This is a genomic window from Allomesorhizobium camelthorni (assembly GCF_011045125.1).
GTDB lineage: Bacteria > Pseudomonadota > Alphaproteobacteria > Rhizobiales > Rhizobiaceae > Allomesorhizobium > Allomesorhizobium camelthorni.
In genome coordinates, this window is the sequence record NZ_JAAKZF010000078.1 from 1 (window position 1) to 24222 (window position 24222).

The 24222-nt window shown below is 60.2% G+C and carries 28 protein-coding genes and 1 pseudogene; 15 read left to right on the forward strand and 14 right to left on the reverse strand.

The genetic code is table 11. The features are described 5' to 3' along the window. Positions 1-92: 92 nt before the first annotated feature. From groL to G6N73_RS28900, 3 genes are all read right to left on the reverse strand, one after another. The gene (gene groL / locus G6N73_RS28890; protein ID WP_165033425.1) at positions 93-1745 is read right to left on the reverse strand and encodes a chaperonin GroEL; all 1653 of its coding nucleotides are present in this window, start codon (positions 1743-1745) and stop codon (positions 93-95) included. A 50-nt stretch (positions 1746-1795) separates the two neighbouring features. Continuing rightward, positions 1796-2110: a co-chaperone GroES gene (locus G6N73_RS28895; protein WP_095491317.1), complete on the reverse strand. Its 315-nt coding sequence runs from the start codon at positions 2108-2110 to the stop codon at positions 1796-1798. A 515-nt stretch (positions 2111-2625) separates the two neighbouring features. Beyond that, on the reverse strand, positions 2626-3342 hold the full coding sequence (locus G6N73_RS28900; RefSeq protein ID WP_165033426.1) for an IS6 family transposase: 717 nt from the start codon (positions 3340-3342) through the stop codon (positions 2626-2628). 365 nt (positions 3343-3707) lie between these two features. Here G6N73_RS28900 and G6N73_RS28905 point away from each other — a divergent pair, with 365 nt between their 5' ends. Further along, positions 3708-4904: an MFS transporter gene (locus tag G6N73_RS28905; RefSeq protein ID WP_165033427.1), complete on the forward strand. Its 1197-nt coding sequence runs from the start codon at positions 3708-3710 to the stop codon at positions 4902-4904. Positions 4905-5251: 347 nt separating this feature from the next. Then, complete coding sequence (locus tag G6N73_RS28910) at positions 5252-5533, forward strand: hypothetical protein (protein ID WP_165033428.1); 282 nt, start codon at positions 5252-5254, stop codon at positions 5531-5533. A 228-nt stretch (positions 5534-5761) separates the two neighbouring features. Here G6N73_RS28910 and G6N73_RS28915 read toward each other — a convergent pair whose 3' ends face one another. The 3 genes from G6N73_RS28915 to G6N73_RS28925 all read right to left on the reverse strand — a co-directional run bounded on the left by G6N73_RS28915 (position 5762) and on the right by G6N73_RS28925 (position 7709). Then, positions 5762-6409, reverse strand: a complete 648-nt coding sequence (locus G6N73_RS28915) for a transmembrane anchor protein (protein ID WP_165033429.1) — start codon at positions 6407-6409, stop codon at positions 5762-5764. 14 nt (positions 6410-6423) lie between these two features. Next, entirely contained in the window at positions 6424-7074 is a 651-nt protein-coding gene (locus G6N73_RS28920; RefSeq protein ID WP_246252664.1) for a HupE/UreJ family protein, read from the reverse strand. 134 nt (positions 7075-7208) lie between these two features. Next, on the reverse strand, positions 7209-7709 hold the full coding sequence (locus tag G6N73_RS28925) for a hypothetical protein (protein WP_165033431.1): 501 nt from the start codon (positions 7707-7709) through the stop codon (positions 7209-7211). Here G6N73_RS28925 and G6N73_RS28930 point away from each other — a divergent pair. From G6N73_RS28930 to G6N73_RS28945, 4 genes and pseudogenes are all read left to right on the forward strand, one after another. Continuing rightward, a complete protein-coding gene (locus tag G6N73_RS28930; RefSeq protein WP_165033432.1) occupies positions 7692-7967 on the forward strand; it encodes a metal-sensing transcriptional repressor in 276 nt (91 codons plus the stop codon). The genes G6N73_RS28925 and G6N73_RS28930 overlap by 18 nt on opposite strands. A gap of 8 nt (positions 7968-7975) precedes the next feature. Next, positions 7976-9298, forward strand: coding sequence for an MFS transporter (locus G6N73_RS28935; RefSeq protein WP_165033433.1), 1323 nt, complete (start codon positions 7976-7978; stop codon positions 9296-9298). 20 nt (positions 9299-9318) lie between these two features. Further along, positions 9319-9756: pseudogene (locus G6N73_RS28940) on the forward strand (YqaA family protein). Positions 9757-10036: 280 nt separating this feature from the next. Further along, complete coding sequence (locus tag G6N73_RS28945) at positions 10037-10750, forward strand: HoxN/HupN/NixA family nickel/cobalt transporter (RefSeq protein ID WP_165033449.1); 714 nt, start codon at positions 10037-10039, stop codon at positions 10748-10750. A 68-nt stretch (positions 10751-10818) separates the two neighbouring features. On the opposite strand, the gene G6N73_RS28950 is transcribed toward G6N73_RS28945, so the two are convergent. Continuing rightward, on the reverse strand, positions 10819-11139 hold the full coding sequence (locus G6N73_RS28950; protein WP_165033434.1) for a DUF1476 domain-containing protein: 321 nt from the start codon (positions 11137-11139) through the stop codon (positions 10819-10821). A 77-nt stretch (positions 11140-11216) separates the two neighbouring features. On the opposite strand from G6N73_RS28950, the gene G6N73_RS28955 reads away from it, so the two are divergent. The 7 genes from G6N73_RS28955 to G6N73_RS28985 all read left to right on the forward strand — a co-directional run bounded on the left by G6N73_RS28955 (position 11217) and on the right by G6N73_RS28985 (position 16522). Beyond that, the gene (locus tag G6N73_RS28955) at positions 11217-11573 is read left to right on the forward strand and encodes a hypothetical protein (RefSeq protein WP_165033435.1); all 357 of its coding nucleotides are present in this window, start codon (positions 11217-11219) and stop codon (positions 11571-11573) included. Between the two features lie 27 nt (positions 11574-11600). Then, positions 11601-12146 carry a sigma-70 family RNA polymerase sigma factor gene (locus tag G6N73_RS28960; protein ID WP_165033436.1) on the forward strand — a complete coding sequence of 182 codons (546 nt, stop codon included), beginning with the start codon at positions 11601-11603 and terminating at the stop codon, positions 12144-12146. Then, positions 12130-12906, forward strand: a complete 777-nt coding sequence (locus tag G6N73_RS28965; protein ID WP_165033437.1) for an anti-sigma factor family protein — start codon at positions 12130-12132, stop codon at positions 12904-12906. Before G6N73_RS28960 ends, G6N73_RS28965 begins: the two co-directional genes overlap by 17 nt. Before the next feature lie 21 nt (positions 12907-12927). Continuing rightward, the gene (locus G6N73_RS28970; RefSeq protein WP_165033438.1) at positions 12928-13650 is read left to right on the forward strand and encodes a Bax inhibitor-1/YccA family protein; all 723 of its coding nucleotides are present in this window, start codon (positions 12928-12930) and stop codon (positions 13648-13650) included. Between the two features lie 32 nt (positions 13651-13682). Further along, a complete protein-coding gene (locus G6N73_RS28975) occupies positions 13683-14249 on the forward strand; it encodes a DUF2076 domain-containing protein (RefSeq protein ID WP_165033439.1) in 567 nt (188 codons plus the stop codon). Between the two features lie 165 nt (positions 14250-14414). Further along, positions 14415-15077, forward strand: coding sequence for an exopolysaccharide biosynthesis protein (locus tag G6N73_RS28980; protein ID WP_165033440.1), 663 nt, complete (start codon positions 14415-14417; stop codon positions 15075-15077). Between the two features lie 137 nt (positions 15078-15214). Next, positions 15215-16522 carry a hemolysin family protein gene (locus G6N73_RS28985; protein WP_165033441.1) on the forward strand — a complete coding sequence of 436 codons (1308 nt, stop codon included), beginning with the start codon at positions 15215-15217 and terminating at the stop codon, positions 16520-16522. Between the two features lie 163 nt (positions 16523-16685). Here G6N73_RS28985 and G6N73_RS28990 read toward each other — a convergent pair whose 3' ends face one another. Beyond that, entirely contained in the window at positions 16686-17894 is a 1209-nt protein-coding gene (locus G6N73_RS28990; protein ID WP_165033442.1) for a ZIP family metal transporter, read from the reverse strand. Continuing rightward, positions 17891-19024 (reverse strand): multicopper oxidase domain-containing protein, encoded by a 1134-nt coding sequence (locus G6N73_RS28995; protein ID WP_165033443.1) that lies wholly within the window; start codon positions 19022-19024, stop codon positions 17891-17893. Before G6N73_RS28995 ends, G6N73_RS28990 begins: the two co-directional genes overlap by 4 nt. A 315-nt stretch (positions 19025-19339) precedes the next feature. Here G6N73_RS28995 and G6N73_RS29000 point away from each other — a divergent pair, with 315 nt between their 5' ends. Beyond that, positions 19340-19498, forward strand: a complete 159-nt coding sequence (locus tag G6N73_RS29000) for a hypothetical protein (protein ID WP_165033444.1) — start codon at positions 19340-19342, stop codon at positions 19496-19498. Between the two features lie 322 nt (positions 19499-19820). Here G6N73_RS29000 and G6N73_RS29005 read toward each other — a convergent pair whose 3' ends face one another. Next, positions 19821-20045, reverse strand: a complete 225-nt coding sequence (locus tag G6N73_RS29005; protein ID WP_165033445.1) for a hypothetical protein — start codon at positions 20043-20045, stop codon at positions 19821-19823. Between the two features lie 329 nt (positions 20046-20374). Between G6N73_RS29005 and tatB the strand changes: the two genes are divergently transcribed. Further along, positions 20375-20722 (forward strand): Sec-independent protein translocase protein TatB, encoded by a 348-nt coding sequence (gene tatB, locus G6N73_RS29010; RefSeq protein WP_165033446.1) that lies wholly within the window; start codon positions 20375-20377, stop codon positions 20720-20722. A 389-nt stretch (positions 20723-21111) separates the two neighbouring features. Here the strand turns inward: tatB and G6N73_RS38100 are convergent, their stop codons facing one another. From G6N73_RS38100 to G6N73_RS36475, 4 genes are all read right to left on the reverse strand, one after another. Further along, complete coding sequence (locus G6N73_RS38100) at positions 21112-21246, reverse strand: hypothetical protein (protein WP_281352990.1); 135 nt, start codon at positions 21244-21246, stop codon at positions 21112-21114. Positions 21247-21336: 90 nt separating this feature from the next. Next, positions 21337-21489 (reverse strand): hypothetical protein, encoded by a 153-nt coding sequence (locus G6N73_RS29015; RefSeq protein ID WP_165033447.1) that lies wholly within the window; start codon positions 21487-21489, stop codon positions 21337-21339. 521 nt (positions 21490-22010) lie between these two features. Next, positions 22011-23897: a potassium transporter Kup gene (locus G6N73_RS29020; protein ID WP_246252665.1), complete on the reverse strand. Its 1887-nt coding sequence runs from the start codon at positions 23895-23897 to the stop codon at positions 22011-22013. Positions 23898-23939: 42 nt separating this feature from the next. Further along, the coding region (locus G6N73_RS36475) for a hypothetical protein (protein WP_206079149.1) at positions 23940-24222 on the reverse strand (283 nt) is incomplete at its 5' end.

Genomic DNA, 24222 nt, shown 5'->3' on the forward strand with positions numbered 1-24222 from the left:
GCCCGAACACGATGTCGAGCGAACCGATGATCGCCGAGATATCGGCTCGCATGTGCCCGCGTCGCTGGCCTTCCGTCGTTCTCAGGTGCCGCTCAGTAGTCCATTCCGCCCATTCCGCCCATTCCGCCCATACCTCCTGCGCCACCCATAGCGGGCGAAACCTTCTGCGGAATGTCCGCGATCATTGCTTCAGCGGTGATCAGGAGCGCGGCAATCGAGCCGGCATCCTGCAGGGCCGTCCGAACGACCTTGGCGGGGTCGACGATACCGGCCTTGATCATGTCGACATAGACTTCGTTCTGGGCGTCGAAGCCCTGATTGTGATCCTTGCTGTCGGAGAGCTTGCCGACGACGATCGAACCTTCAACGCCGGAATTCTCGGCAATCTGGCGGATCGGCGCTTCAAGTGCTCTCAGCACAATCGAAATACCTGCCGTCATGTCAGCATTCGCGCCAGTAAGCTCAGTCAAAACTGCCTTGGCGCGCAAAAGCGCAACACCGCCGCCGGCAACGATGCCTTCTTCCACGGCTGCACGAGTGGCGTTCAGCGCATCATCGATACGGTCCTTCTTTTCCTTGACTTCCGTCTCGGTCGCGCCGCCGACGCGAATGACAGCAACGCCGCCAGCCAGCTTCGCCAGCCGCTCCTGGAGTTTCTCCTTGTCGTAATCCGAGGTCGTTTCCTCGATCTGCAACTTGATCTGCTGGACGCGCGCCTGGATGGTGGCTTTCTCGCCGGCGCCGTCGATGATCGTGGTCGTATCCTTCTCGATGAGCACGCGCTTAGCCCGCCCGAGCATGTCGATCATGACGTTCTCGAGTTTGATGCCGAGATCCTCGGAAATCATCTGGCCGGCGGTGAGCACGGCAATGTCTTCCAGCATCGCCTTGCGCCGGTCACCGAAGCCTGGCGCCTTGACGGCTGCGACCTTGAGGCCGCCGCGCAGCTTGTTGACGACCAGCGTCGCCAGCGCCTCGCCTTCGACGTCTTCCGAGATGATCAGCAGCGGCTTACCGCTTTGCACCACAGCTTCGAGGATCGGCAGCAACGCCTGCAAATTGCCGAGCTTCTTCTCATGGATGAGAACGTAAGGGTCCTCCAGCTCCGCGCGCATCTTCTCGGCATTGGTGACGAAATAGGGCGAGAGATAGCCACGGTCGAACTGCATGCCTTCGACGACATCGAGTTCGGTTTCGGCTGTCTTGGCTTCTTCGACGGTGATCACGCCCTCATTGCCGACCTTGTTCATCGCCTTGGCGATCATGGCGCCGACCGACGCGTCGCCATTGGCGGCGATCGTACCAACCTGGGCGATCTCGTCCGAAGATTTGACTTTCCTGGCCCTGGCTTGAATGTCCTTCACCACGGCAGCCACAGCAAGGTCGATGCCGCGCTTGAGATCCATCGGGTTCATGCCCGCGGCAACGAATTTGGCACCTTCGCGCAGGATGGAAGCGGCCAGCACCGTGGCTGTCGTCGTGCCGTCACCAGCAAGGTCGTTGGTCTTCGAGGCCACTTCGCGCACCATCTGGGCGCCCATGTTCTCGAACTTGTCGGCAAGCTCGATTTCCTTGGCGACGGCGACACCATCCTTGGTGATGCGCGGCGCGCCATAGGCCTTGTCGATGACGACATTGCGGCCTTTGGGGCCGAGCGTCACCTTGACGGCGTTGTTCAGAATTTCGACGCCGCGAAGCATCCGGTCGCGGGCATCGGTAGCGAATTTGATTTCCTTGGCAGACATGATTTTACGTCCAGTTCAGTCTTGAAATTGCGGGATCGGAAATCGCCCGGTCAGGCGGCTTTCTTGGCCGCTTTGGTCTTCTCGACGATGCCCAAAATGTCGCTCTCCTTCATGATCAGGAGATCCTCGCCGTCGATCTTGACCTCGGTGCCGGACCATTTGCCAAACAGGATGAGATCGCCGGCCTTGACGTCGAGCGGGATCAGCTTGCCGCTCTCGTCACGCGAGCCGGGCCCAACGGCGATCACTTCGCCTTCCTGAGGCTTTTCCTTGGCGGTGTCGGGAATAATGATCCCGCCCTTGGATTTGGTATCGCCTTCCGCGCGCCGAATGACGACGCGGTCGTGGAGTGGCCGGAATTTCATTGGGGGTTCTTTCTGCCGCCGCACATAGAGCGACTGCAACACTTAACATAGCCCCTTTGGCACTCGAATGATAGGAGTGCCAAATTTTTAATTCCTCAATCCGAAAATATTTGAAATGTAAATCAGTCGTTGTTACCGACGCTTTTGGACGTCCGAAAAGCGGAGCAATAAGCAATTTTATTGTAATTCATCCCTCTTAATTTTGCCGACAACAGACTATATTAATCCGCAATTACGAACCAAACCTATTGAGCCTTGATTGAATGTGCATCGAGACATGTATATAGATTGCGTGGATCTGGCCGATTTGGCTTTCGCGGTCCCGATCGACATAGGTCCGCGACCTTCGACCCGCCATGAAGCACCGAATTTTCCGACAGCGAATGTATAGCGCTTATTCGGCGCGCATGTCGCTCTGTTCGAGCCTTTGAACCACGGCGTTGACCACGGATGTACTGGCAGGGCACCGTAAAGTTATTGGCGAGGGAATGCGGTCAGGCCAACGGAGCTGATTTTCAGGCGGCAGCGAGATGTGCAATTTCGCGCCAGGTTGCCACGGCTGCACTGCGAAGATCACGATGGTCGGAGGATGAAATGGCGTGGCTGGGAAAGTGAAACAGATTGGCAATCGGGTCATGGATGGAGACGAAACGCTGAAGCTGGCTCGCTGACTTGAAGCGCTTCATGATCTTTTCTCGTCGTCGGGTGGGCTGGTGGGAGTTTTCGGCTCGGTTGTTCAGCCCCTTGTGCCGGCGATGCTCGACGTCCGGCATGATCTCTCTGCCGGCCACGGCGTAGGAACCGAGCTTGTCGGTGATCATCACGCGTGGCGCATGGCCCTGCTGCTTCAGCAACTTTCGCATCAGGCGCCTTGCAGCCTTGGCATTTCTGCGGCTTTGCACCAGAACGTCGAGGACGAAGCCCTCCTGGTCGACCGCCCGCCACAGCCAGTGTTTTGTGCCTGCAATGCTGACGACAACTTCGTCGAGGTGCCATTTGTCACCGAGGCGACCGGCCGACCGACGCCGGATCTCATTGGCGAAATGGCGGCCGAACTTCTCCGCCCATGTCCTTATCGTCTGGTGGGTGACGATGATGCCACGGGCAGCCAGCATGTCCTCGACCATGCGCAGGCTGAGTGGAAAGCGGAAGTATAACCACACCGCATGGGCGATGATCTCGGCGGGGAACCGGTGGCGACGATAGAGCGGATCACGGGCAATCTTCGACATGCCTCCCTGATCGCAGAAATCCGTCACCTCTCGGTTAACTTTACGGTGTCCGGCGAACAGCCCGGGCCCCTGTCGAATTCACGCCCATGACCCTAGTCGGACATTTCCCGATGCAAGACCACCGGCAAGTTTTAGGCCCATTCCCGACATTGACAGCCACGTGCAATATGTCGCCGGTTGCGTTTCCGGTCGATGCAAGCCGTCACGCATGATCCGACCAGTGTTGTTGGCGGCAGCCTGAGGACTGAAGCCGCTATTCGCCTCGCTGGAGTGTCTAACGCGACTCCGCCATGATCTTCGGCGTCATCGAGCGATGCTGCCCAGGCCGAAGGTGCCGACGCAGGTGATGAGAACAGGTTAGACCAGTGCTGCAAATTCACCCGGTGACGTTCCTTTTTGCGACCCGAGCCCTGCGCGACATCGGCGACGGTTTCGTCGCCGTTCTGTTGCCGGTCTATCTCCTCGCATTAGGGTTAGCGCCTCTGCAGGTCGGCGTCATAGCGACCACGTCGCTTCTCGGTTCGGCGCTCTTGACCATCGGCGTCGGGTTCCTTGGCGCACGATACGATCACCGCCAACTCCTGCTTGCCGCCGCCAGTCTGATGGTCGCCACGGGCGTGGCCTTTGCTGTGGTCCACGACTATGCCCTGCTTTTGGTTATCGCGTTCGCAGGCACCATCAACCCATCGGCCGGCAGCGTCAGCGTATTCGTGCCATTGGAACATTCCGTGCTCACACGTGAGGTCACTGATGCCGCGCGGACCAACATGTTCGCGCGTTACAGCCTTGTGGGTGCGCTCGCAGGCGCCGTTGGTGCGCTCGCTTCGGCAACCCCCGATCTTCTGGCTCCAGTCGGCCTCGACCAACTCACCAGCATCAAGGCGATGTTCGTGCTCTACGCGTTGCTGGGTCTGCTCGGCGGCTTCCTTTACGCGCGCATCCCGCAGCGCCGTCCAACGTCGGGCTCCGGCACCGCGTCCGCGCTCGGTCCCTCGCGCAATATTGTGATCAAGCTTGCGGCCCTTTTTAGCCTTGATGCTTTTGCCGGCGGCTTTGTCGTCCAGTCGCTGCTTGCCCTGTGGCTATTCGAAAAATTCGACCTGTCGCTCACGGAAGCGGGATTTTTCTTCTTCTGGTCCGGCTTGCTTTCGGCGTTCTCATTCCCCGTTGCAGCTTGGCTGTCCCGGCACATCGGACTGATTAACACGATGGTGTTCACACACATTCCGTCCAGCATCGCCCTGATGCTGGCGGCGCTTGCGCCGACGCTCCCTCTGGCGCTCACCCTGCTTCTGATCCGCGCCGCGCTTTCGCAGATGGACGTCCCGACGCGCTCGTCTTACGTCATGGCGGTTGTCACGGAGGCGGAGCGGGCAGCCGCCGCGAGCTTCACATCGGTCCCGCGCAGTTTGGCTGCCGCAGCCAGTCCCGCCCTGGCGGGCGCTCTGTTCGCTGCCTCGTTCCGGGCATGGCCCCTCCTGATCTGCGGTGCGCTAAAGATCGTTTATGATCTGCTGCTGCTGATGCAATTCCGGCACCTCAAGCCGCCGGAGGAACGATGATGCAGCCTTGCCGTTCGGAGCGTTTTGCCAGAATGGATCGATCGCACAGGCAAAACGTTGGAAAGCTTGTCGATCACTTTCGGCTGGCTCGGAGCGTGAAATGTCGCCTCGTTTCCTCCTCATGTTATTCGCTGCCGCTTTCTTGACTTCATCGGCGCACGCCGGGGTCGATGTCGAGCGGGCGCTGGAAGCGTTCCACAGCACCTGCCTGGCGCACGGCCCTGATTTCGACCGGACGACAGAAGCCGCCGGGAGGCTTGGATGGACACCGGTTCCCGAAAGCTCTTTTGGGACCCCCATCGCGAACGTGGATGCCGTGAAAGCCTGGAGGTGCAGCTGACGACACCATGCCGAAGGGAGCCGTCGTCGGGGTGACGAAAGCCAGGTTGGACGGAAAGGCGGTGCAGACATGCACCATCACCATGATCGATCTCGATCACGAGTCGTTCTTGAAGAGTTTCTTCACCCGGACCGATGCCGAGAAGATCGACGAAAAACGTGACGAGATGCAGATATCTAGGGTCTATATTCTGATCGCCGGCGGGCGCGAGCAATTCGTCAATTTGAAGTTCCCGGCCTCACCGGGAGGAGAGGGATTGGTCGTGGCGAGTTCCATCGCTGCCAACTGATAGGCTCCAAGATCGAGCACCCTTACCTCACAGGATTTCAGGGAGCGCAACCGCAACCAGGACATCTGGCGACCGCTTCATGACAGAGACGGCTAGTGCTGCCGAAGCAAGCAAGCCGATCACGGTTCCGGCAAGGGGAGCGTGGTCGCTCACGACTATGAACGTCCGGGCGAAGACCGGCCTGCCGGGGCGCGGGAACTCCAGCAGGCCATCTCTATGGAGCGTTTCCTACAACATCTGCTTGATGTCAGTGTAGGCGCCGTTGGTCTTCAGCGTCACCGTTACGTCGGCATCGGTCCGGTTGCGCCAGAACCAGCCGTGATTACCGTCGAAGGCCGCTTCAAGAACCCCTTCGTCCTCGGCCACACCGCGGCCTTTCTCGTAGGAGATGGATTCTCCGCCGCCGTCGCCATGGGTGTCGAAATTGACCTCGGCACCGTTGGCGGTCCACGCATAGTTCGCCGTCGCGCCCTTGACCATCACCAGCTTGATCTCCGCGCCTTCTCCAGGTTTTAGGGTGATCGACATTTCGTCCGACCGCGCTTCCTGGGCGGCGGCCGAGCCGACCACGAGTTCGGCGAAGATGCGTCCCATGAGACTTGATTCCTGATCCGGAGTGACGCTGGCCGGCTGCGGTGCGGTCTGCACATCGCGGAGCCTGTCGGCCTCCGCCTCTTCGGCAAGCTGAGATTTGATTTCACCCATGTCAGCAAGGCCGAGAATCCGCCCGGCCCCGGTGGGGTCGATCCCGTATTCGGACGGCAGGACGACGGTGATGAGGATCGCGGCCGCCGCGACGATCGCGAAGGCTGTAGACTTCAACAGCTGCGCCGAGGTTGGCAATTCGGCGGCGGTGGGAACATTGGAGTTGTACATGGTCGTTTCCTTTCTTATGCAGCGAAGTATCCGGTGAGCTGATATCCGATCAGCACAAATCCGGCCGTCATCATGAGGACGTTTGCGGTGTAGGCGTGCTTCCAGAAGCTCGCCGTCCGTCGCCAGTAACCCATGAGAATAAGGATGGCGGCGAGCGCCAGAAGTTGACCGATCTCCACGCCGACATTGAAGGCGAGCAAATTCGGCAGCAGGCCATCGGGAGCGATGTCGTACTCCAGGATCTTGGTCGCGAGGCCGAGGCCATGGAAGAAGCCGAAGATCAGCGTCGCCAGCTTGGTATTCGGCTGATGGCCGAACCAGCGCTGAAACGCGCCGAGATTGTCGAGCGCCTTGTAGACGACCGACAGGCCGATGATCGCGTCGATCAGGTAGGCGCTGACGTTCCAGCCGAAATAGACGCCCAGGATCATCGTCGTCGAATGGCCGATGGCGAAAAGGCTGACGTAGATGGCGATGTGCTGCAGGCGGTAGAGGAAAAAGATCACCCCGAGCAGGAACAGGAGATGGTCGTAGCCCGTCACCATGTGCTTGGCGCCGAGATACATGAATGGGAGGAGATGGATGCCAGTGATCTCCTGGATGTATCCCTTGTCGCCTTCGGCCACGGCATGAGCCGAGGCAAGTCCGGTGAACAGGGGGATCATGAGGAGCGTAAGCAGGAGGAGCAATGAAAGCCGTTCTGGCGCGCAATAGGCCCGCCAGCCGCTATGAAGCGGCAGTATATGCATGATGAGTGTCCGTGAGATTCGTAGGGGAGGATTGGCCGTGTCGGCCGCGCTCAGATTGTGAACGCTCTCCTCGGCGGCCTGTCGATGCCGGATGAACGCGTCGGCCCGCCGCTGCCGGAAATCTCAATCCGCCAAGAGGTGGTCGGTCCATCTATCCGAAATCGCATGAAATCGGCGGCACCGGGTATTTCATGAGAGTGATCCGCAGCGTGGCGTTCCTGATGAGAGGGGCTGCCATCGGATATCTCATCATCGTCATGGGAATGGCCATGATGATGGTAAAAGCCGGAAGCAGCGGCGACAGCGGATTCGGCCGGATGCTGGGATGCGGCGAAAGATGATGTCCCCGCGATCGGAAAGACGATGATCGCAAGACAAAGCACGCCAATCAGCAGGGCGCGAAACGCAGCCATGTTGTACCGGGCAGCCATCATTAACGAGACGTATCCTTTTGCGCTTAACGTTTCGTTACGACGCTTGCCGCGCCGAAAGCTCGCTTGACTACATCCCCTCCCGGAGGATAGCAAGCGGGCATGCCCGATCACACTCACGCCTCTCACCCCGAGACTGTCAAGCGATTGCGGCGAGCCGAAGGCCACATCCGCAGCGTCATCGGGATGATCGAGAGCGGCCGGCCCTGTCTCGACATTGCCCAACAGCTCCACGCGGTCGAAAAAGCAATTGGCCAGGCGAAGCGGACGCTGATCCAGGATCACCTCGATCACTGTCTCGAAGCAGCGGTCGGGCCTTTGCCGAAGGACCGTCGCCAGTCAATCGATGAGTTCAAGGAAATCACGAAGTACCTCTGAGGTCCGACATGCTGGGCATTCTTTCAAACAGGACCTACCGCCACCTGTTCATGGCTCAGGTGATCGCACTGATCGGCACGGGCTTGGCGACGGTGGCGCTCGGGCTGCTCGCATTCGAGCTGGCCGGCGGCGAGGCCGGCGTGGTCCTCGGAACCGCGCTCGCGATCAAAATGATCGCCTATGTCGGCATCGCGCCGATCGCGGCAGCTTTTGCCGAGAGACTCCCGCGCCGCGCGATGCTGGTCAGCCTCGATCTGGTCCGGGCGGCGGCGGCGGTGTTTCTGCCCTTCGTCACGGAAATCTGGCAGGTCTACGTCCTGATCTTCGTCCTGCAAGCGGCATCGGCCGGGTTCACGCCGACGTTCCAGGCGACGATCCCCGACGTTCTTCCGGACGAGAAGGAATACACGAGGGCGCTTTCCCTCTCGCGCCTCGCCTATGATCTGGAGAGCCTGATCAGTCCGATGCTCGCCGCCGCCCTTCTGACGGTCGTCAGTTTCCATAGTCTTTTCGCCGGAACGGTGGTCGGGTTCCTGATCTCGGCGGCGCTCGTCGTTTCGGTCAGCCTGCCCAGTCCGAAAGCTTCCGCGCGGCGCGGCATTTACGACCGCACCACGCGCGGCATCTGCATCTATCTGGCAACGCCGAGGCTGCGTGGCCTTCTGGCGATCAACATGGCTGTCGCCGCTGCCGGCGCGATGGTGATCGTCAACACGGTGGTTCTCGTTCAGGGCGAGTTCGGCCTTACGCAGCAGGCTACCGCTGTCGCTTTGGCCGCCTTCGGCGGGGGGTCGATGCTCGCCGCGCTGACGCTACCCCGATTGCTGGATGTGATTCCGGACCGGACGGCCATGCTGGGCGGCATCATCATTCTGGCGACAGGGCTGCTGGTCGGCGCGGCCGTCCCCGGCTTCAACTCGCTGCTTCCGCTCTGGTTCGCGTTGGGCCTCGGCTATTCGATTGCTCAAACCCCGTCAGGCCGTCTGCTCCGGCGGTCGTCACAGCCGGAGGACAGGCCTGCCCTGTTTGCCGCCCAGTTCGCGCTCTCTCATGCCTGCTGGCTCATCACCTATCCCTTGGCAGGGTGGCTCGGCGCGACTTTCGGCCTTTCGGCAACCTTCATCATCCTGTCGGGCATTGCCTGTGGCGCGATCCTTGCGGCGGTCCGGCTTTGGCCGGCTGCCGACCCGGAGATCATCGAACATCGGCATGACGACCTGGCGGAGGACCATTCCCATTTGGCGGAGGGGACTGGCCGTTCCGGAACCGCGCATGCGCATCCCTTCGTCATCGATTCCTTGCACCGCGAATGGCCAAATGAGCGCGGTTAAGCAGGGAAGGATTGCTCGGCTTGGGTGATCTTGCGGTCTACGCCGCCCTTTTCGTCGTTGCGCTCGGGGCCGCCACGATGCTCCCGATGCAATCGGAGGCGGCGCTGGCCGGCCTGATTCTCACGGGAAAATATCCGCTGGCTTTGCTGATCGCCGTCGCTGGCGCTGGCAACGTCCTCGGCTCGGCGATCAACTGGCTGCTTGGTCGCGGCATCGAAAGCTTCAAGGGCCGGCCGTGGTTTCCGGCAAATCCCGCAATGCTCGCTCGCGCCACGAAATGGTATCATCGCTATGGCAGATGGTCCTTGCTGCTGAGTTGAGTTCCGGTGGTTGGCGATCCACTGACTGTCATCGCTGGCGTGCTGCGAGAGCCGCTTTGGAGCTTTCTCGTGCTCGTTACCATCGCCAAAGTCGCTCGCTATCTCGCGCTCGCGGCAGCGACCTTGAGCTGGATGTAAGCTACTTGCCGCCGCAGGCGCGGACGCTGCGAAAACGATGCAAGTTCGGCTTGAGATTGGTCCTGCAATGCCAATAGATGTGATTCAGACATGACCGATCACATATGACAGTTTCCCTGCCGAACGGCCGCTTTGCCTCCTGGTCCCGGGAGACAGGCGGACGCACAACATTCCCGATGTGGAGCTCGGCTGGCCAGCACTACTGCCGGAGAGCCGCAATCTCGGCCTATTGCCCTGTCGTGGGTGATCGCATCGCCTCTCGCGCCCCGTCATAATGGCCATGCTTCAAACGCTCGTCGAACTTCAGCGCGACATCTACCTAGCGCTCGCCGGGCAGATCAAACTGCTTTCGGCGCAAGGCAACTGGCTCGGCTTTCTCGCTTTCCTGCCGATGGGGGTTTTCTTCGGCGCCGTCCATGCGTTGACGCCAGGCCACAGCAAAGCGGTCCTCGCTACATATCTTGCCGGATCAGAGGCGAAGATCGCGCGCGGCTTGCTGACCTCTCTGACACTCTCCTTCACGCATGTGACCATCGCTGTGCTGATCGCGGTGCTGTCGCTGCCAGTGGTGTCGATCGCGCTTGGCAGTGTCGGCCGGGCGCCACTGCTCGAGGACATCAGCCGAGGTCTGCTCGGGCTGATCGGCGCCTGGATGCTCTGGCGCGCGCTTACCCACGGGCATCACCACAAGCATGAAGGCGAAGCAGTCGGGGTCATGGCCGGGCTGATTCCCTGTCCGCTCACTTTGTTCGTTATGACATTTGCCATCGCGCGCGGCGTGCCGGCGGCCGGCATTTTGTTCGCCGGTACCATGATGATCGGCGTCGCGCTCACCTTATCGGGCGTGGCGATCCTTTCGATCCTATTGCGCGAGCGCCTGTTGCATTTCGTTGAGGGCCGCCCGCGTCTGTCTAATGTGATGATTCGTTCGGTCGAAGGATTCGCCGGAGCCGCTTTGATCGCCCTCGCGCTGCATGAAGCCTTTGTGCGCTAGCTGCATTGATCACGCGTACCGCCTGCGCTTCAGTCGCCGCGGTGGTACGCGTTGCAACGGGCCGTAAATCAGCCGTTTCTGATCTGGTCGACGGCTGTCACCAGCAGTTCGTCCATGATGCCGCGAATCTGATGATCAGACTGGGCGACGCCGGCCGCGTCGAAATCGGCGCGTACCTTACGGAACACATCGTTGTCCCCTGCTTCCTCGAAGTCCGAGCTCACCACCTCCTTCGCATAGGCGTCGGCTTCTGTGCCGGTTTTGCCGAGTTTTTCAGCGGCCCACAGGCCGAACAGCTTGTTGCGGCGCGCCATGGCCTTGAAACTCGATTCCTCGTCCATTGCAAACTTCTTTTCGGAGCCTTGCTGACGGTCTCTCATGCTGCTCATGGCTTGGTCTCCGGTTCGGGTGTGAGTTTCCGACCTTGCCGACATCCCACCAGATGACCGGCTCGTCACGGCCGAGAATGGCGCGACTGCACGTCATTGACAAGACCGGGCCGTTCACGCCGGTGATCGATCGGCGAACTCGGCAAACCGGAAAAGAACAAGCGCGTGCCTCGAAAATCTCCGATTTGTTGCCGCCGTTTCGGCGCGAAGTCGGTTGTCTCGAGAAGGAACAACAATGTTCCGAAGGCGCCCCTACATTCGACCTCGTAAAATCGTTCCGCAGGGGACAATGTTTGGCCGATCTCCTTGCGCAGTTTGGAAGTGACGCAGGTTATCGCCGCTACGTGATCCGCCTGGGCTGTGCACCTTCCGGCGGTGTCGATACCGCCGCGATTTCCTCCCGGAAGAAAAAAAGTCATGGAGCAGCGGACTAAGATGACGATCGGCTCCGTATACAAGTCATGAATGGTAAGAACCTCCGCTTCGACGTCATCGGCCAACTCGCCGTGCTTCGGCGTTACGCGCGATCGTTGACGCGCAGCGACGCGGATGCCGAAGATCTGGTGCATGATGCGCTGGTCCGGGCCTATGAACGGAAATCGACATTTCGGCAGGCGGGCAATCTCCGAACCTGGCTGCTTTCGGTGCTTCACAATGTATTTGTTGACGGCTACCGGTCGCGACATTCGGCAACCGGCCGCCTCGAACAGGCAGCGGTGCTTGCCGAAGCCCATCTGCTGCCACCACAGGATCACGTCGTCCGGTTGAGCCAGATCAGGACTGCTTTCCTGAGCCTCGCGGAGGAGCAGCGCGCCGCCCTTCACCTCGTCGCCATCGAGGGACTTTCCTATGACGAAGCTGCGGCGACGCTCGCAATTCCGGTTGGAACGCTGATGTCGCGGATCGCCCGGGCCCGCGCCGCCCTGCGCGAAATCGAGGATGGTCCCGCCGCGACTGAGATTAGCCATCTCAAGATCGTTGGAGGTCGCAATGACAAAGCCAATTGATCCAATCGTCGATGCCGATCTCGATGCCTATGTCGACGACCAGCTCGATGTCGGCCGCCGGATCGAAGTCGAGGCGTATCTTTCGAACCATCCGGACAGGGCCGCACGCATCATGTCCGATCTGAGAACCCGCGATGAATTGCGGCTTGCGCTGGCTGGTGCACCGCGCATGACGCGCCACGCCACGAACGATGCCGCACGCCGGCTTGAACGCGGGCTCACTCAGCGTCGGTTCTTAGGTAGGATGCGCCGTGTCGCCGCACTTGGCCTCTTTGTCGCGGCGGGGTGGTTTGCCAATGCCTATCTCGGCCCGCTGACTGTCACGGAGGTGATCGCGTCCGCACCACAACCAGCCTATGTTGAGGATGCCGTGATGGCCCATATAACAACCCAGCTCCGCGCGGCGATGTCCTCGCAGCCCGAGGTCCCGGAGTACGATCCCGAGGAAATTCGTGCGTCCACCGCAATCGTCATGCCGCAATTGCCGGCTGACTGGCTTGTAACCGACGTCCAGGTGTTTCCGTCCAAATTCGGTCCGAGTGTCGAGATGGCGATCCGGACGAATGATTTCGAGGTGCTTTCGCTTTTCGCGGTCCGGCCCGGCTCATTCGACGTCGTTCCGGCGACGAGCGTTCATAAAGCCGATGTCACAGCCGCTTATTGGCAGATCGGTGACGTCGCTTATGCCCTTGTGACGAATAAAGCCAACACGCACGAACTCGATCGGGCGGCAATCGCTCTCGCAGATACACTCTACTGATTCCAAAACAGGAGCATTCACATGAAGACGCCCAATCCAGGATACCGCCTTGAAACCGCCCACGGTCACGCCGGCGCCCTGATCGACGAGGGTCTGCGCCAGCACATGCTGCGCGTTTACAACTATATGGGCCTTGGCCTCGTCGTCACCGGCCTTGTCGCCTACGCTGTCGGAACCACCCCGGCGCTTTACGTGCCGATCTTCTCGACGCCGCTCAAATGGGTGGTGATGTTGGCGCCATTGGCCTTTGTTCTCTTTTTCTCGTTCCGCATGCAATCGATATCGGCAAGTGGCGCACAGACCATGTTCTGGGCCTTCTGCGCGGTCATGGGCTTGTCTCTGGCGTCGGTGTTTCTCGTGTTCACCGGCACCAGCATCGCCCGCACCTTCTTCATCGCCGCCACCATGTTCGGCGCAACGAGCCTTTATGGTTATACGACGAAGCGTGATCTTTCGCAGTTCGGTTCGTTGCTGATCATGGGCCTGATCGGCGTGGTGATCGCCAGCGTCGTCAATCTCTTCCTCGGCTCGACCGCCCTTCAATTCGCCGTTTCGGTGATCGGCATTCTCGTGTTCGTCGGGCTGACCGCCTGGGACACGCAGACGATCAAGGAACAGTATGCGGAGAATTTCGACCAGGAATCGCAGCAGAAGCTCGCCGTCTTCGGAGCCTTTTCGCTCTACCTGAATTTCATCAACATCTTCCAGCTGCTGCTGACCTTCACAGGCCAGCGGGAAGAATGATCGACCGGAAAATACGAGGAGTGTTTATCACCATGGATAGAAACGATCAGCAGGCAATCCAAAGCCTGTTCGAGAAGCTCGCCAAGGTCGAGGGTCAAGCACCGTCGCGTGATCCGGAGGCCGAAGCCTATATCCGCGAGCAGATCGCCCGGCAGCCCGGCGCGCCCTACTACATGGCGCAGACCATCGTCGTGCAGGAACAGGCGCTCAACGCCGCACAGGCCCGGATCGAAGAGCTGGAACAGCAGGCGGGGCCGCGGCGGTCCTCCGGCGGCCTGCTCTCCAACATATTCGGCGACAGCCGACAGGCGTCGCGTGCGCCAGGCTCCGTGCCACGTGTCGGGCGTGCGCCTGCCACGGCGCCGGAGGATGCGCACCCCCGAGGTTATCCGCAGCGGGCTGGCGGCGGCTTCCTCGCCGGAGCCGCGCAGACGGCGATGGGCGTCGCGGGCGGCGTACTCCTCGGAAATGCGATCGCCGGCATGTTCGGCGGCAGTCAGGCTCAGGCAGCCGAACCAGCGGAAACTGCCGACAACAAGGCTGCACCTGACGAAGCAGGATTTGACGAAGGCGGTGATTTCGGCGACATCGAATTCTAGGCGTGATGCGAAGTAACAATGAGGGCTGCAAGGCGCAGCCCTCATTGTTTTTCGGAGCGACATCGGCGAATGGATTTGTCGCCGCACAAGGAAAGGTCATTCTCCGGCGATCGATCGAGGTGCAAAGAGAGATATGTCCGCACGCCGTCGCTCCGGAGGCGGATTATGACTGACGAAGACCAATCCGCTACAGGGGTCCACACTCCGCGAAGTGAGGGTCGAAAGCGTGGCCGCCCGTTTTCTGAGATTCTCCGGGCGATTGCCGACGACACCGGCAGCGATCGTGTGTCGGTCGACAATCTTTTGGAGGCAATGGGTGACCGGGGGTTTGGTCCGCTGATGCTGGTCTTCGCGATTCCGAACCTGATTCCGGCCCCACCGGGGACGTCATCCGTACTTGGTGCCCCGCTGGTGTTTCTCGCCGCCCAGCTCGCCTTCGGAAAGCATCCGTGGCTGCCCAGGCTGATTGCTGATCGTTCGATGGCGCGAGCTGACTTTGCGGCGCTGGTCAAACGCGTCAATCCCTGGCTCCTCAAGGCCGAACGGCTTTTCCGCCCGCGTCTCGACACTCTCGTGCGACCGCCGACCGAGTATGGGATCGGCGTGCTGTGCCTCATTCTGGCGATCATTCTGGTTCTGCCCATCCCTCTCGGAAACAATCCACCAGCGCTTGCCATCTGCCTTTTTTCGTTTGGAATCCTCGAACGCGACGGCGTCTGGGTGATCGCTGGTTTTGTCACCTCCGTCGCATCGCTCGCCATTGTCGGCGGTGTCATCGTTGCCCTCATCAAAGGGGCACTGTTTGTTTTCACGGGCGCTTTCAGTTGAAAGGGACGGCCGGTTTGCAGGTCCTTGGCCGTACGAATTGGTAGACAACCATTTTGGATGTCCGATCGGCCGCATGGATTTGGCTCCGCACCCGCTGACCGTTGGTTGAGATCGTGTCAGTGTTCTAAGGATTTGCCATGCTTGCCATCGAACTCTCGATCATCGTCGTTCTCGTCGTCGTCAACGGCGCGCTTGCCATGTCCGAACTGGCGGTCGTCTCGTCCCGCCCCGCTCGCCTCAGAGCACTCATGGATCGCGGCGTCGTCGGCGCCGGCCGTGCCTTGGCGCTTGCTTCTGATCCGGGAAAGTTTCTGTCTTCGGTACAGATCGGCATCACGCTTGTCGGTGTGCTTTCGGGCGCGTTTTCCGGTGCTACTCTGGGATTGCGCCTGACCAATTGGCTTGTGGAGCAGGGCGTTCGGATCGGGATTGCCAATGCGCTCGGCGTCGGCATCGTCGTGGTGCTGATCACTTACGGTTCTCTCGTCATCGGCGAACTGGTGCCCAAGCAGATTGCATTGCGCAATCCGGAAGGGATCGCAGCCAAAGTTGCACCGGCCATGGTGTGGCTGGCATGGCTTGGCGCGCCGCTGGTATGGCTGCTCGACCTGTCCGGACGCGCCATCCTGCGCCTCCTTGGGCAAGAGGAGCAGAGCGAGGGAAAAGTCACCGACGAAGAGATCCACCTGTTGATCGCCGAGGCCGAGGGCGCTGGCGTGCTCGAATCGGATGAACGGCAAATGATTACCGGCGTCATGCGGCTCGGCGACCGGATGGCGCGGGCGATCATGACCCCCAGGACTGAGGTCGACTGGATCAATCTTTCTTCCGACGATACGACGATCCGGCAGCTCCTGACGGAAACCCAGCACTCCCGGCTCCCCGCCAGCGAAGGCAGCGTGGACGCCATGATCGGGGTCGTGCAGACCCGCGAAATCCTGGCTGCCATGTTATCCGGAAAGCCATTCGACATCCGTGCCCACGTGCGATCCGCGCCTGTCGTCCATGATCTCGCTGACGCGCTCGATGTGCTTACAACCCTCAAACAGAGTGTGGTTCCGATGGCGCTCGTGCATGACGAATACGGAAACTTCGAAGGCATTATCACGCCGGCCGACATTCTGGAGGCAATCACAGGCGTCTTTCGCGCTGATGCCGACAATGAAGGTCCTGTCGCGATACAGCGCGAGGACGGGTCTTGGCTTTTAGCAGGTTACATGCCTGTTGACGAAATGGCCGACCGGCTAAGAATCGTGCTGTCGGAAAACCGCGATTACGAAACGGTCGCCGGTTTCGTTCTATCGTATCTGCACCGGCTTCCGGAGACAGGTGAGAGCGTCGATGCGCACGGCTGGCGGTTTGAGGTCGTGGACCTGGACAGCCGCCGTATCGACAAGGTGATCGCCACGCGCTTGCCGTCACTGCGCCGGGGACGGACAGACTGAAGAGGAATGGGGTCACCTGTTGCTGAGACGCCAGTGTAATGATTGCATAAGTTTATTTCAGAAACAGTTGAAAACCTCATCAGAACCGCACCGCCGGCGCACTACCGCTTCATCGGGTGACCGCTTTCGTGGGACGCTTGCGACCGAGACTTGATCCGACAGCTCAGACTTTTACCAGCATGGCGGTCACGTACATGAAGGCCACCCCTACCGCCAGTCCCGCGACAGTGGCCGGCGCCGTAAGCGCCGCCGAGCTTCTCCCGTCTGATCTCATCAGATATGCCGTGACCTCGACGACTACCTGGAGGATGGCTCCCGCTCCGATAGCCAGGAAGAGCGCCGACCATTGCGGCGCATAGGCAAGGCTGCCGATCCAGAGACCGATGACGGCGGGACCGCCTGCCAGCAGCGCCAGTCCGACGAAGGTCCACAATGGCGGGCGCACCTTCAGCATCGGCGCGGAAATGCCGATGCCTTCGGTTATGTTGTGCAGCATGAACCCCAGCACCAGGAATGTGCCCAATCCTGCCGCGCCCGCCGCGAAAGCAGCGCCTATTGCCAGGCCCTCGCCAAGATTGTGCAGGCCGATGCCGAGCGCGATGAAGATGGCGAGCGCAAGCCCAGTCGGCACCCCACGGCGGCGACCGGCCGTCATCAGCAGAAGGAAGCTTGCCGCGGCCGCGAGCGCGACCATTGCCTGCCCCTGGAACAGCGCGGCGGACTCTCCCGCGAGTTCAAATGCTTCCGCCGTGGCGTCGACGAAAAGGAACGCCAGCAGGCCGACGGTCAGCGCGAGCAGGAAATTCATGCCGTTGCGGCCGACGCCGCGCAGCGCGGGATAAAACATCATCCCGATGGCGACCGGAACGACGCCGACGAGGACGCCGAGCAGCGCCTGGGACGCAAGGCTCGTCGCATCACGTGTCGGGGTCGGCACGGCGACAGCAATTTCATGTTCGAACGTCGCCCCGGTATTGGTGACGACGTTGATGGCGTGTGCTTCCCCCAGCACCCAGGGGAAGGGCAGATGCAGCCATGCGGTCGCGCCGCGGCCGATCGGCCCCACGGGTTCCTGCGTGAACCGCCAGTAGGCGCCGTCCACCTGGACCTGTGCGATGGCCATCGGCTCCGAGCCTCCGGCGCGGACCAGGATGCGGATACCGTCGGACGAAAGGATCGTCCGCTCGAAAGTCAGGTTCTCGACCGGCGGAGCGCCGTTGCCGAAGTTTTTGAGCGGGTCCGCGATCAGCAGCCAGGAAATTGCCAGACCAAGAGCGGCCAGCGGCAGGATCAGCCACAGCAGGGCCGTGCGTGATTTTCTTGCCTCGACAGGTGTCGAATCGGCGGTGGCGATGGGAGACGCCTCGTTCATGCGACCGCCTCCACGACATCGAACATGCCGGCCCAGCCGAGTTCGGTGAATTCCGACTGATGGGGGTGGAACATGTAAAGCCCGGTTTCGTGGTCCCTGTAGGTAAACTCCAGAATGCCGCGCTGCGCCTGCACCTGCGTGATCAGGTCGACCGTCCTCAAGGTCGGCGTGAGCGTCGTCCCCTGTTCGAAATAATCGAAGAAGTTCGCGTGAAGGTGGAACGAGTTGATCGGGTCGAACTCGACGATATTGGCCAGATAGACGCGAACGGGCCTGTCGCGAACGATCCTGATCGGCCGCTTCATGTAGGCGTGCGCGACCGTGTTGACGGCATAGACTTCGTTCTCGTCGTCGAAATTGGTGTCGAACCCGTTCATCACCATGGCGAATTCCTGCCATTCGGCGTTTTCGGGCGTGCCAAGGAGGCGGGAGCGGGTGACGTCGGCAAGCTCCGGATGACGGGCCGGGTCCGGATCGATCACGAACAGCCCGTACATGCCCTTGTGGATGTGGCGTTTCAGCGGCAGTGCATGGCAGTGATAGAGATGGCAGCCAAACGGCCGGGCATTGAACTCGTAGACGAATTCTTCTCCCGGATCGACCAGGCCTGCCCCTGGGACACCGTCCATCCTTGCGGCGTGGATACCGTGGAAGTGCATCGAGTGCGGGTGCGAACCGGAATTCCGGAAAACGATCCGCAGCCTCTCGCCCTCGGTCGCCCTGAGCGACGGGCCGGGCACGCGCCCGTTATACGTCCATGCCGGGAACATGATTCCCGGCGCGATTTCGATTTCCTTGTCGACTGCCTCGACCTCGAAAGTGCGAAGGATTTCGCCGTCGGGCAGCGTGGATACCGAGCCCGTCTCCCAATCCGTCAGCAGTTTTGCCGGATCGAACCCGTTCCGGGCATCGTCCACCTCGCCGACGGTGATCATGGCGCCATGGGCAGCGCCGTGGTCCCGGATGGAAGCCGGAGCGGCCACCGAAACGGCCGCATGACCGGAATGGCCGGACTGCGCGAGGGATGCTCCGCTTGCGCAGATGACACTACCGCCTGCTGCCGAAATCCCGCCCCAGAGCAGTCCGCGCCTGTTGATCTTTTCGCGGAACCACGTACCGACTTTGGGCATAGCCTCACCCTAATGCAAATGAGAATGATTTGCATTAGCATGAAATGCACTATGTCGCAAACTGATCGTGCAGGTGCTGCGCCGCTTCATAGCCGGCAGGATTATACGTGCATGCTCTTCCTAACCGGGCAAGCAGGCGTTGGACATTTCGTCCAACTTGCCGCCCTTTGCTTCGAGGAACGATCAGCCCGGACGTATTCACACCTGATACTCGGGATGCCTACAGGCGTGATTTGACATCAGTGCCAATCAGCACCTTGATAGTGGGCTACTCGGACTGCGTGCGGAATTGGTCCCGTTTGGAGTTCCGCGTTCATGAGACAGGAAGAGTACCGTGACAAAGCCGACTCTCTTTTCGATATCCTGTTTCTGCTGGGTCTGCCAATTTGGATACTGATCATTCGCCTGGATGGCTGGTGGTATCGGCGCGAGCTGAATCCGCAAAAGCGCCAAGCACAGGCACCGATCCAGTAAGAGGGGGCTATGTTGGTTGCAGCCAGTTTCCCAACCGGGCAAGCCCTGGCTGCAGCAGTTGGCCCTCAGCGTCGGGCCGATCTGCTGCTTCATCCGGCGGGGATACCCGCTATTTCGGAGAGCAAGCTTCGAGTGATGCCGACGCTTCAGTGGCCGGAACAGCGACGAGTATGAAAATTCATCCAGCCAACGCGTTGATGCTGCTCACCGCGGCGCCGACGTAGTCGAAAGTTGGTCGACGCTGCGTAAGCACGAACGAAACCATACGCTTAATTTCATCGGTGAGTTTTCGGGAGTGCTGACTTCCGGATGGTGGCAAAAATCAGCCGCTGCGGTCGACATGGCCAAGATGCTTACCCTGCCGTCGCAACCGGGCACTGTCGATTCTAAGCAAGGCCGAATGCCAGGCCTCGCGGATGATGCTAAGGAAAATTTGCATTTCTTCCTCCCTAATCAGCCCCACCGCCAGGACGTCAAAAGCCCTCGACCATCTGTTTCCGATCTTCTGCCGGCAAACCCATTTCGTTGCGTTGCGTTCGAAGATCACTATCGATCCGAAATCGCGTAGCTATCAGGCTGCTTTTTGGTTGTCTGTGCAAGGCATTTTTGCGCGGCATCCTTTTTCAAACGGCCTCATCGGGTGGCGGGTGATATTGTGTAATTCCATTCGCCGTGGAAGGAGTCGTGCTTGACGTTGATGGCGGCCGTTTCGGCGTCGGTGACCTTGTTTTCGAGGCCGTCGCCATGACCAAGGCGCGCATCAGAAGGCCCGAGAGTGATAAGCTGGAAACACGATAGTGTCGGGACTCTAGATCAGGTGGCCCTGACGCGGCTGATTTTGGCGAAAGTCACGAGCGTCCGCGAGGGAACCTTTGGATGTTTGGCATCGGTGGGATTGAGTTGCTCGTCATCGTCGTGGTGGCGCTGATCGTGTTTGGGCCGAAAGAGCTGCCCAAGGCGATGCGGTCAGCCGGAGCGATGATGCGGACGATCAATCGTGTAAGTGGTGAGTTCCGCAGCCAGTTCGATCAGGCGCTGCGCGAAGCCGAGCGGGAGCTGGAGATCGAAGAGACCCGGAAATCGATGGAAGCGGCAATCAGGGATACCCCGACGCCCAAGTCGATCAAAGAGCCGAAGGAGCCAGCTCAGGCTGGCGCATCGGCATCTGGCGGCACCGACGCGATGCAAGGTAACACGCAGGACACCAACGTAAAGGAAAGCTAGGTCACGCCCGACGAAATGCCTGTGTTTGCCAAATTCGAATAGCTGCATCGCCAGCAACCTGGATCAGGCCAATGCCGCCGAAAACCTGTTGAACAGGATTGTTGTGGTTCCGGCCTTCCAAAGTATCTATCCGCATACTGTCGTGCCGGTGCGCTATGGCGACCGCACTGTCGACCAAGACATGCAGCGCAGCGTCGTCCTATTTATCGCAGCTTTCTTCGTCATCTGGGGATCGCGACGATCTTGCTTGCCGCGACCGTCTTGACCTGCTGACGGCAATGACCGGAGCGTTGACCAATGTCGGCCGCGGACTTGGCCGATCATCGGGCCCGTCGGCAATTTCTCCTCGGTGCCCGATGGCCGCGCTTATGGCGGAGCGGTACTGACGGTTAGATCAACCCGGACGCCATGGCCACCATCCAAGCGATTCCGACATAGACCACAACAGTGACGACGGCGCCTAGTAAATCGCCGATCTTCTCAGGCAGTCCATCGTGTCCAGCCGCAGCACGGTCGTCCGACATTTGTCCACTCCTCAGCGTGGGAGGCACCAAAGCATTCTCTCCATCGGTCAGCAAGAGCAAGCCTGGAGTAGAGGGTGCATGTCTCCGACCTTATGTAGGCCGGGCGGGTTGGCTGTCAGCAAGAGCTTCGCGGCCGGCTTCCTTTCCTTCGACGTGCTCCTTAAAGCCTGTCGCAGGCCAAGCCGTAGAGGATGGAAACAGCGAAAAGCCGAGGCAGATCACGAGCAAAAGAAGATCAAGCATTCCTGGCCTCCAATCAGATATGATCATATCGGCGCGCAGCACCCATCGGCCGTCAATTAGAGGGCGCGATGGAACTGCCGTGTTGTGGCGGAGAATTGGCGGAAGAGGGATATAAATTCGAGATGGGCTGCCAGCCGATCTCATAGTAATTCATATATGAATCCGACGGCTCACAAAGGCGTATGACTCTGCGGGAATAGTTAAGCTGCGTGTCGAACATGGATCAGCCGCCAGGCCAGCCGGACCCCCACCCGAAACGCCGTGTCCGGTATTTTGCAGCGATCGCACGATAGCAGCGTTTGGCGCTTTTCCACTCCACGTAAGACGAGGGCGTCAGCGGGTTTGAATGTCGGCTTCGCCCGGGTGAGATAGCACGCATTCAACAGGCGCACGAAGGCTTCATGGATCGACAAAGAAGACATCGTATTTCCCGGCTGTTCATGTCTGGGGAGGAGCACCGTTTCGCTACTGGGGGAATTACACCGGTGTGCCTTGGCTGTGAACTCAAGCAGAGCGGCAGGTTAGACCGTAACTTGGGTACCGACCTCGACCACACGGCCGGTCGGGATCTGGAAATACTGGGTGGCGTCGGCAGCGGTGCTGGCGAGCCCGATGTACAGCCGGTCCTGCCACAGCGGCATGCCGGAGCTGGGTGATGCCTTGATCGAGCGCCGCGACAGGAAGAAGGAGGTCGACATAATATCGAACTTCCAGCCCTGCTTGCGGCAGATCGCCATCGCCTTAGGGATGTTCGGCTGCTCCATGTAGCCGAACCTCATCGTCACCCGCATAAAGAGATCGTTGATCGGCGTTATCTTGATCCGCTCACTGTCCGGAACGGTCGGGTCCTGCGCAGTCACCACCGACAGGATCACGTTTTGCTCGTGCAGCACCTTATAGTGCTTCAAGCTGTGCATCAGCGCGGCCGGCGCGCTTATGCGATCGCTGGTCAGGAACACGGCGGTGCCGGGCACAAGGTGCGGCGGCTTCGCCGCCATCTGCTCGGCGAGGAAATCGAGCGGGATCTCGCTCTTTCGGGACTTCTCGAAGAGGAGGCGGGTTCCGCGCACCCAGGTCATCATAACCACGAGAACCACGCCGGCGACAAGGATCGACACCCAGCCGCCTTCGAGCACTTTCACGATATTCGCTAGGAAGAAGCCGACATCGACGGCCCCGAACATGACCGTAAGGCCGAGCGCCGGCAGGAGCGTCCACCTCCAGATTCGCCTCATCACGACATAGAGCAGGATTGTCGTCACAACCATTTCGCCCGTGACCGATATGCCATAGGCTGATGCGAGGGCGCTGGACTCACCAAATCCCACAACCAGCAGCATGACCGACAATGCGAGCAGCAGATTCACGCGCGGCAGATAGATCTGCCCGGATTGCATTTCGGATGTATGCCGGATTTCGAAGCGCGGAAGCATGTTGAGCTGGACGGCCTGTCGCACCAGAGAATAAGCGCCGGAAATCACGGCCTGGCTGGCTATCACCGTTGCTGCCGTGGCCAGCGCCACCATCGGCACCAACGTCCAACCGTGGTTCATCTCGAAGAATGGATGTCCGATCGTCCCGCCTCGGGAAAGAACAAACGCGCCTTGCCCGAAATAGCTGAGCAGCAGGCAGGGAAATACGATCACCAGCCATGCCAGCACAATCGGCCTGCGGCCAAAATGGCCCAGATCAGCGTAGAGCGCTTCAGCCCCTGTCACCGCAAGAAACACAGCACCAATGGTCACGAAGGCAGTGCCAGGCGAATGGCTGAGAAAATATGCGATATAGAGCGGGTTTATCGCCGCTAAAACGCTCGGATCGTCGGCGATGTGCATCAGTCCGGAAAGCCCGATCGCGAGAAACCACAGTGCCGTGAGGGGTCCGAATACCGATGCAACGCTGCCGGTTCCAAAGCGCTGTACCGCAAACAGCGCGGCCAGAATAATCAGCGTGATCGGCACGACGTAGGGGTCGAAGGCCGGCGTTACCACTTCAAGACCTTCGATTGCCGAGAGCACCGAGATTGCTGGTGTTATGACGGCGTCGCCGAGAAACAGCGCCGCGCCACACATTCCGACCCAGAGGATCAGGGACGATGAGCGCTTCGGAAGACCCCGTCGCGCAAGCGCCATCAGCGACAGCGTGCCGCCTTCCCCCCTGTTGTCGGCTCGAAGCACGAAAACGATATATTTGATGGTGACGATAATCGTCAGCGCCCAGACGATCAGCGACAGGACGCCAAGAACCTCCTCCCGTCCTGCCTGATTTCCGCCGGTCGACGCGTGCAACGCCTCGCGAAGCGCGTAAATCGGGCTGGTGCCGATGTCCCCGTACACGACGCCGAGCGCACCAAGAACCAAGATTTTGAGATTGGGCTGGCCAAGCGATTCCTTGACTGCAGGCTGCATGGTATCGGCGTGCCTGCCAGCGTCATCATTGGCCATAGACGATTACTCCAACTGGCGGGCTGCGGTAGTCCTGTTGCAACGCAAAAGCAATGGTTTCGTTGCCGCAGCCTCTGGCGCACCTTTGGGAACCAGCTGATATCCGCCGCGCTGATCAAAGCGGCCGAAGCCCGAGACGCAGATGAAGCGATCGCTACAAAAAGCGCGCGTTGCTCTGCCGGAAGCAAAGGTCCCCATCAATGTCCCGATCATTTGCCGGTTGAGGATAGAGCTTCCGCTGTGGAGTATAAACGCGACCTCGCACTGGCGACGGCGAATGTCCGGAAGT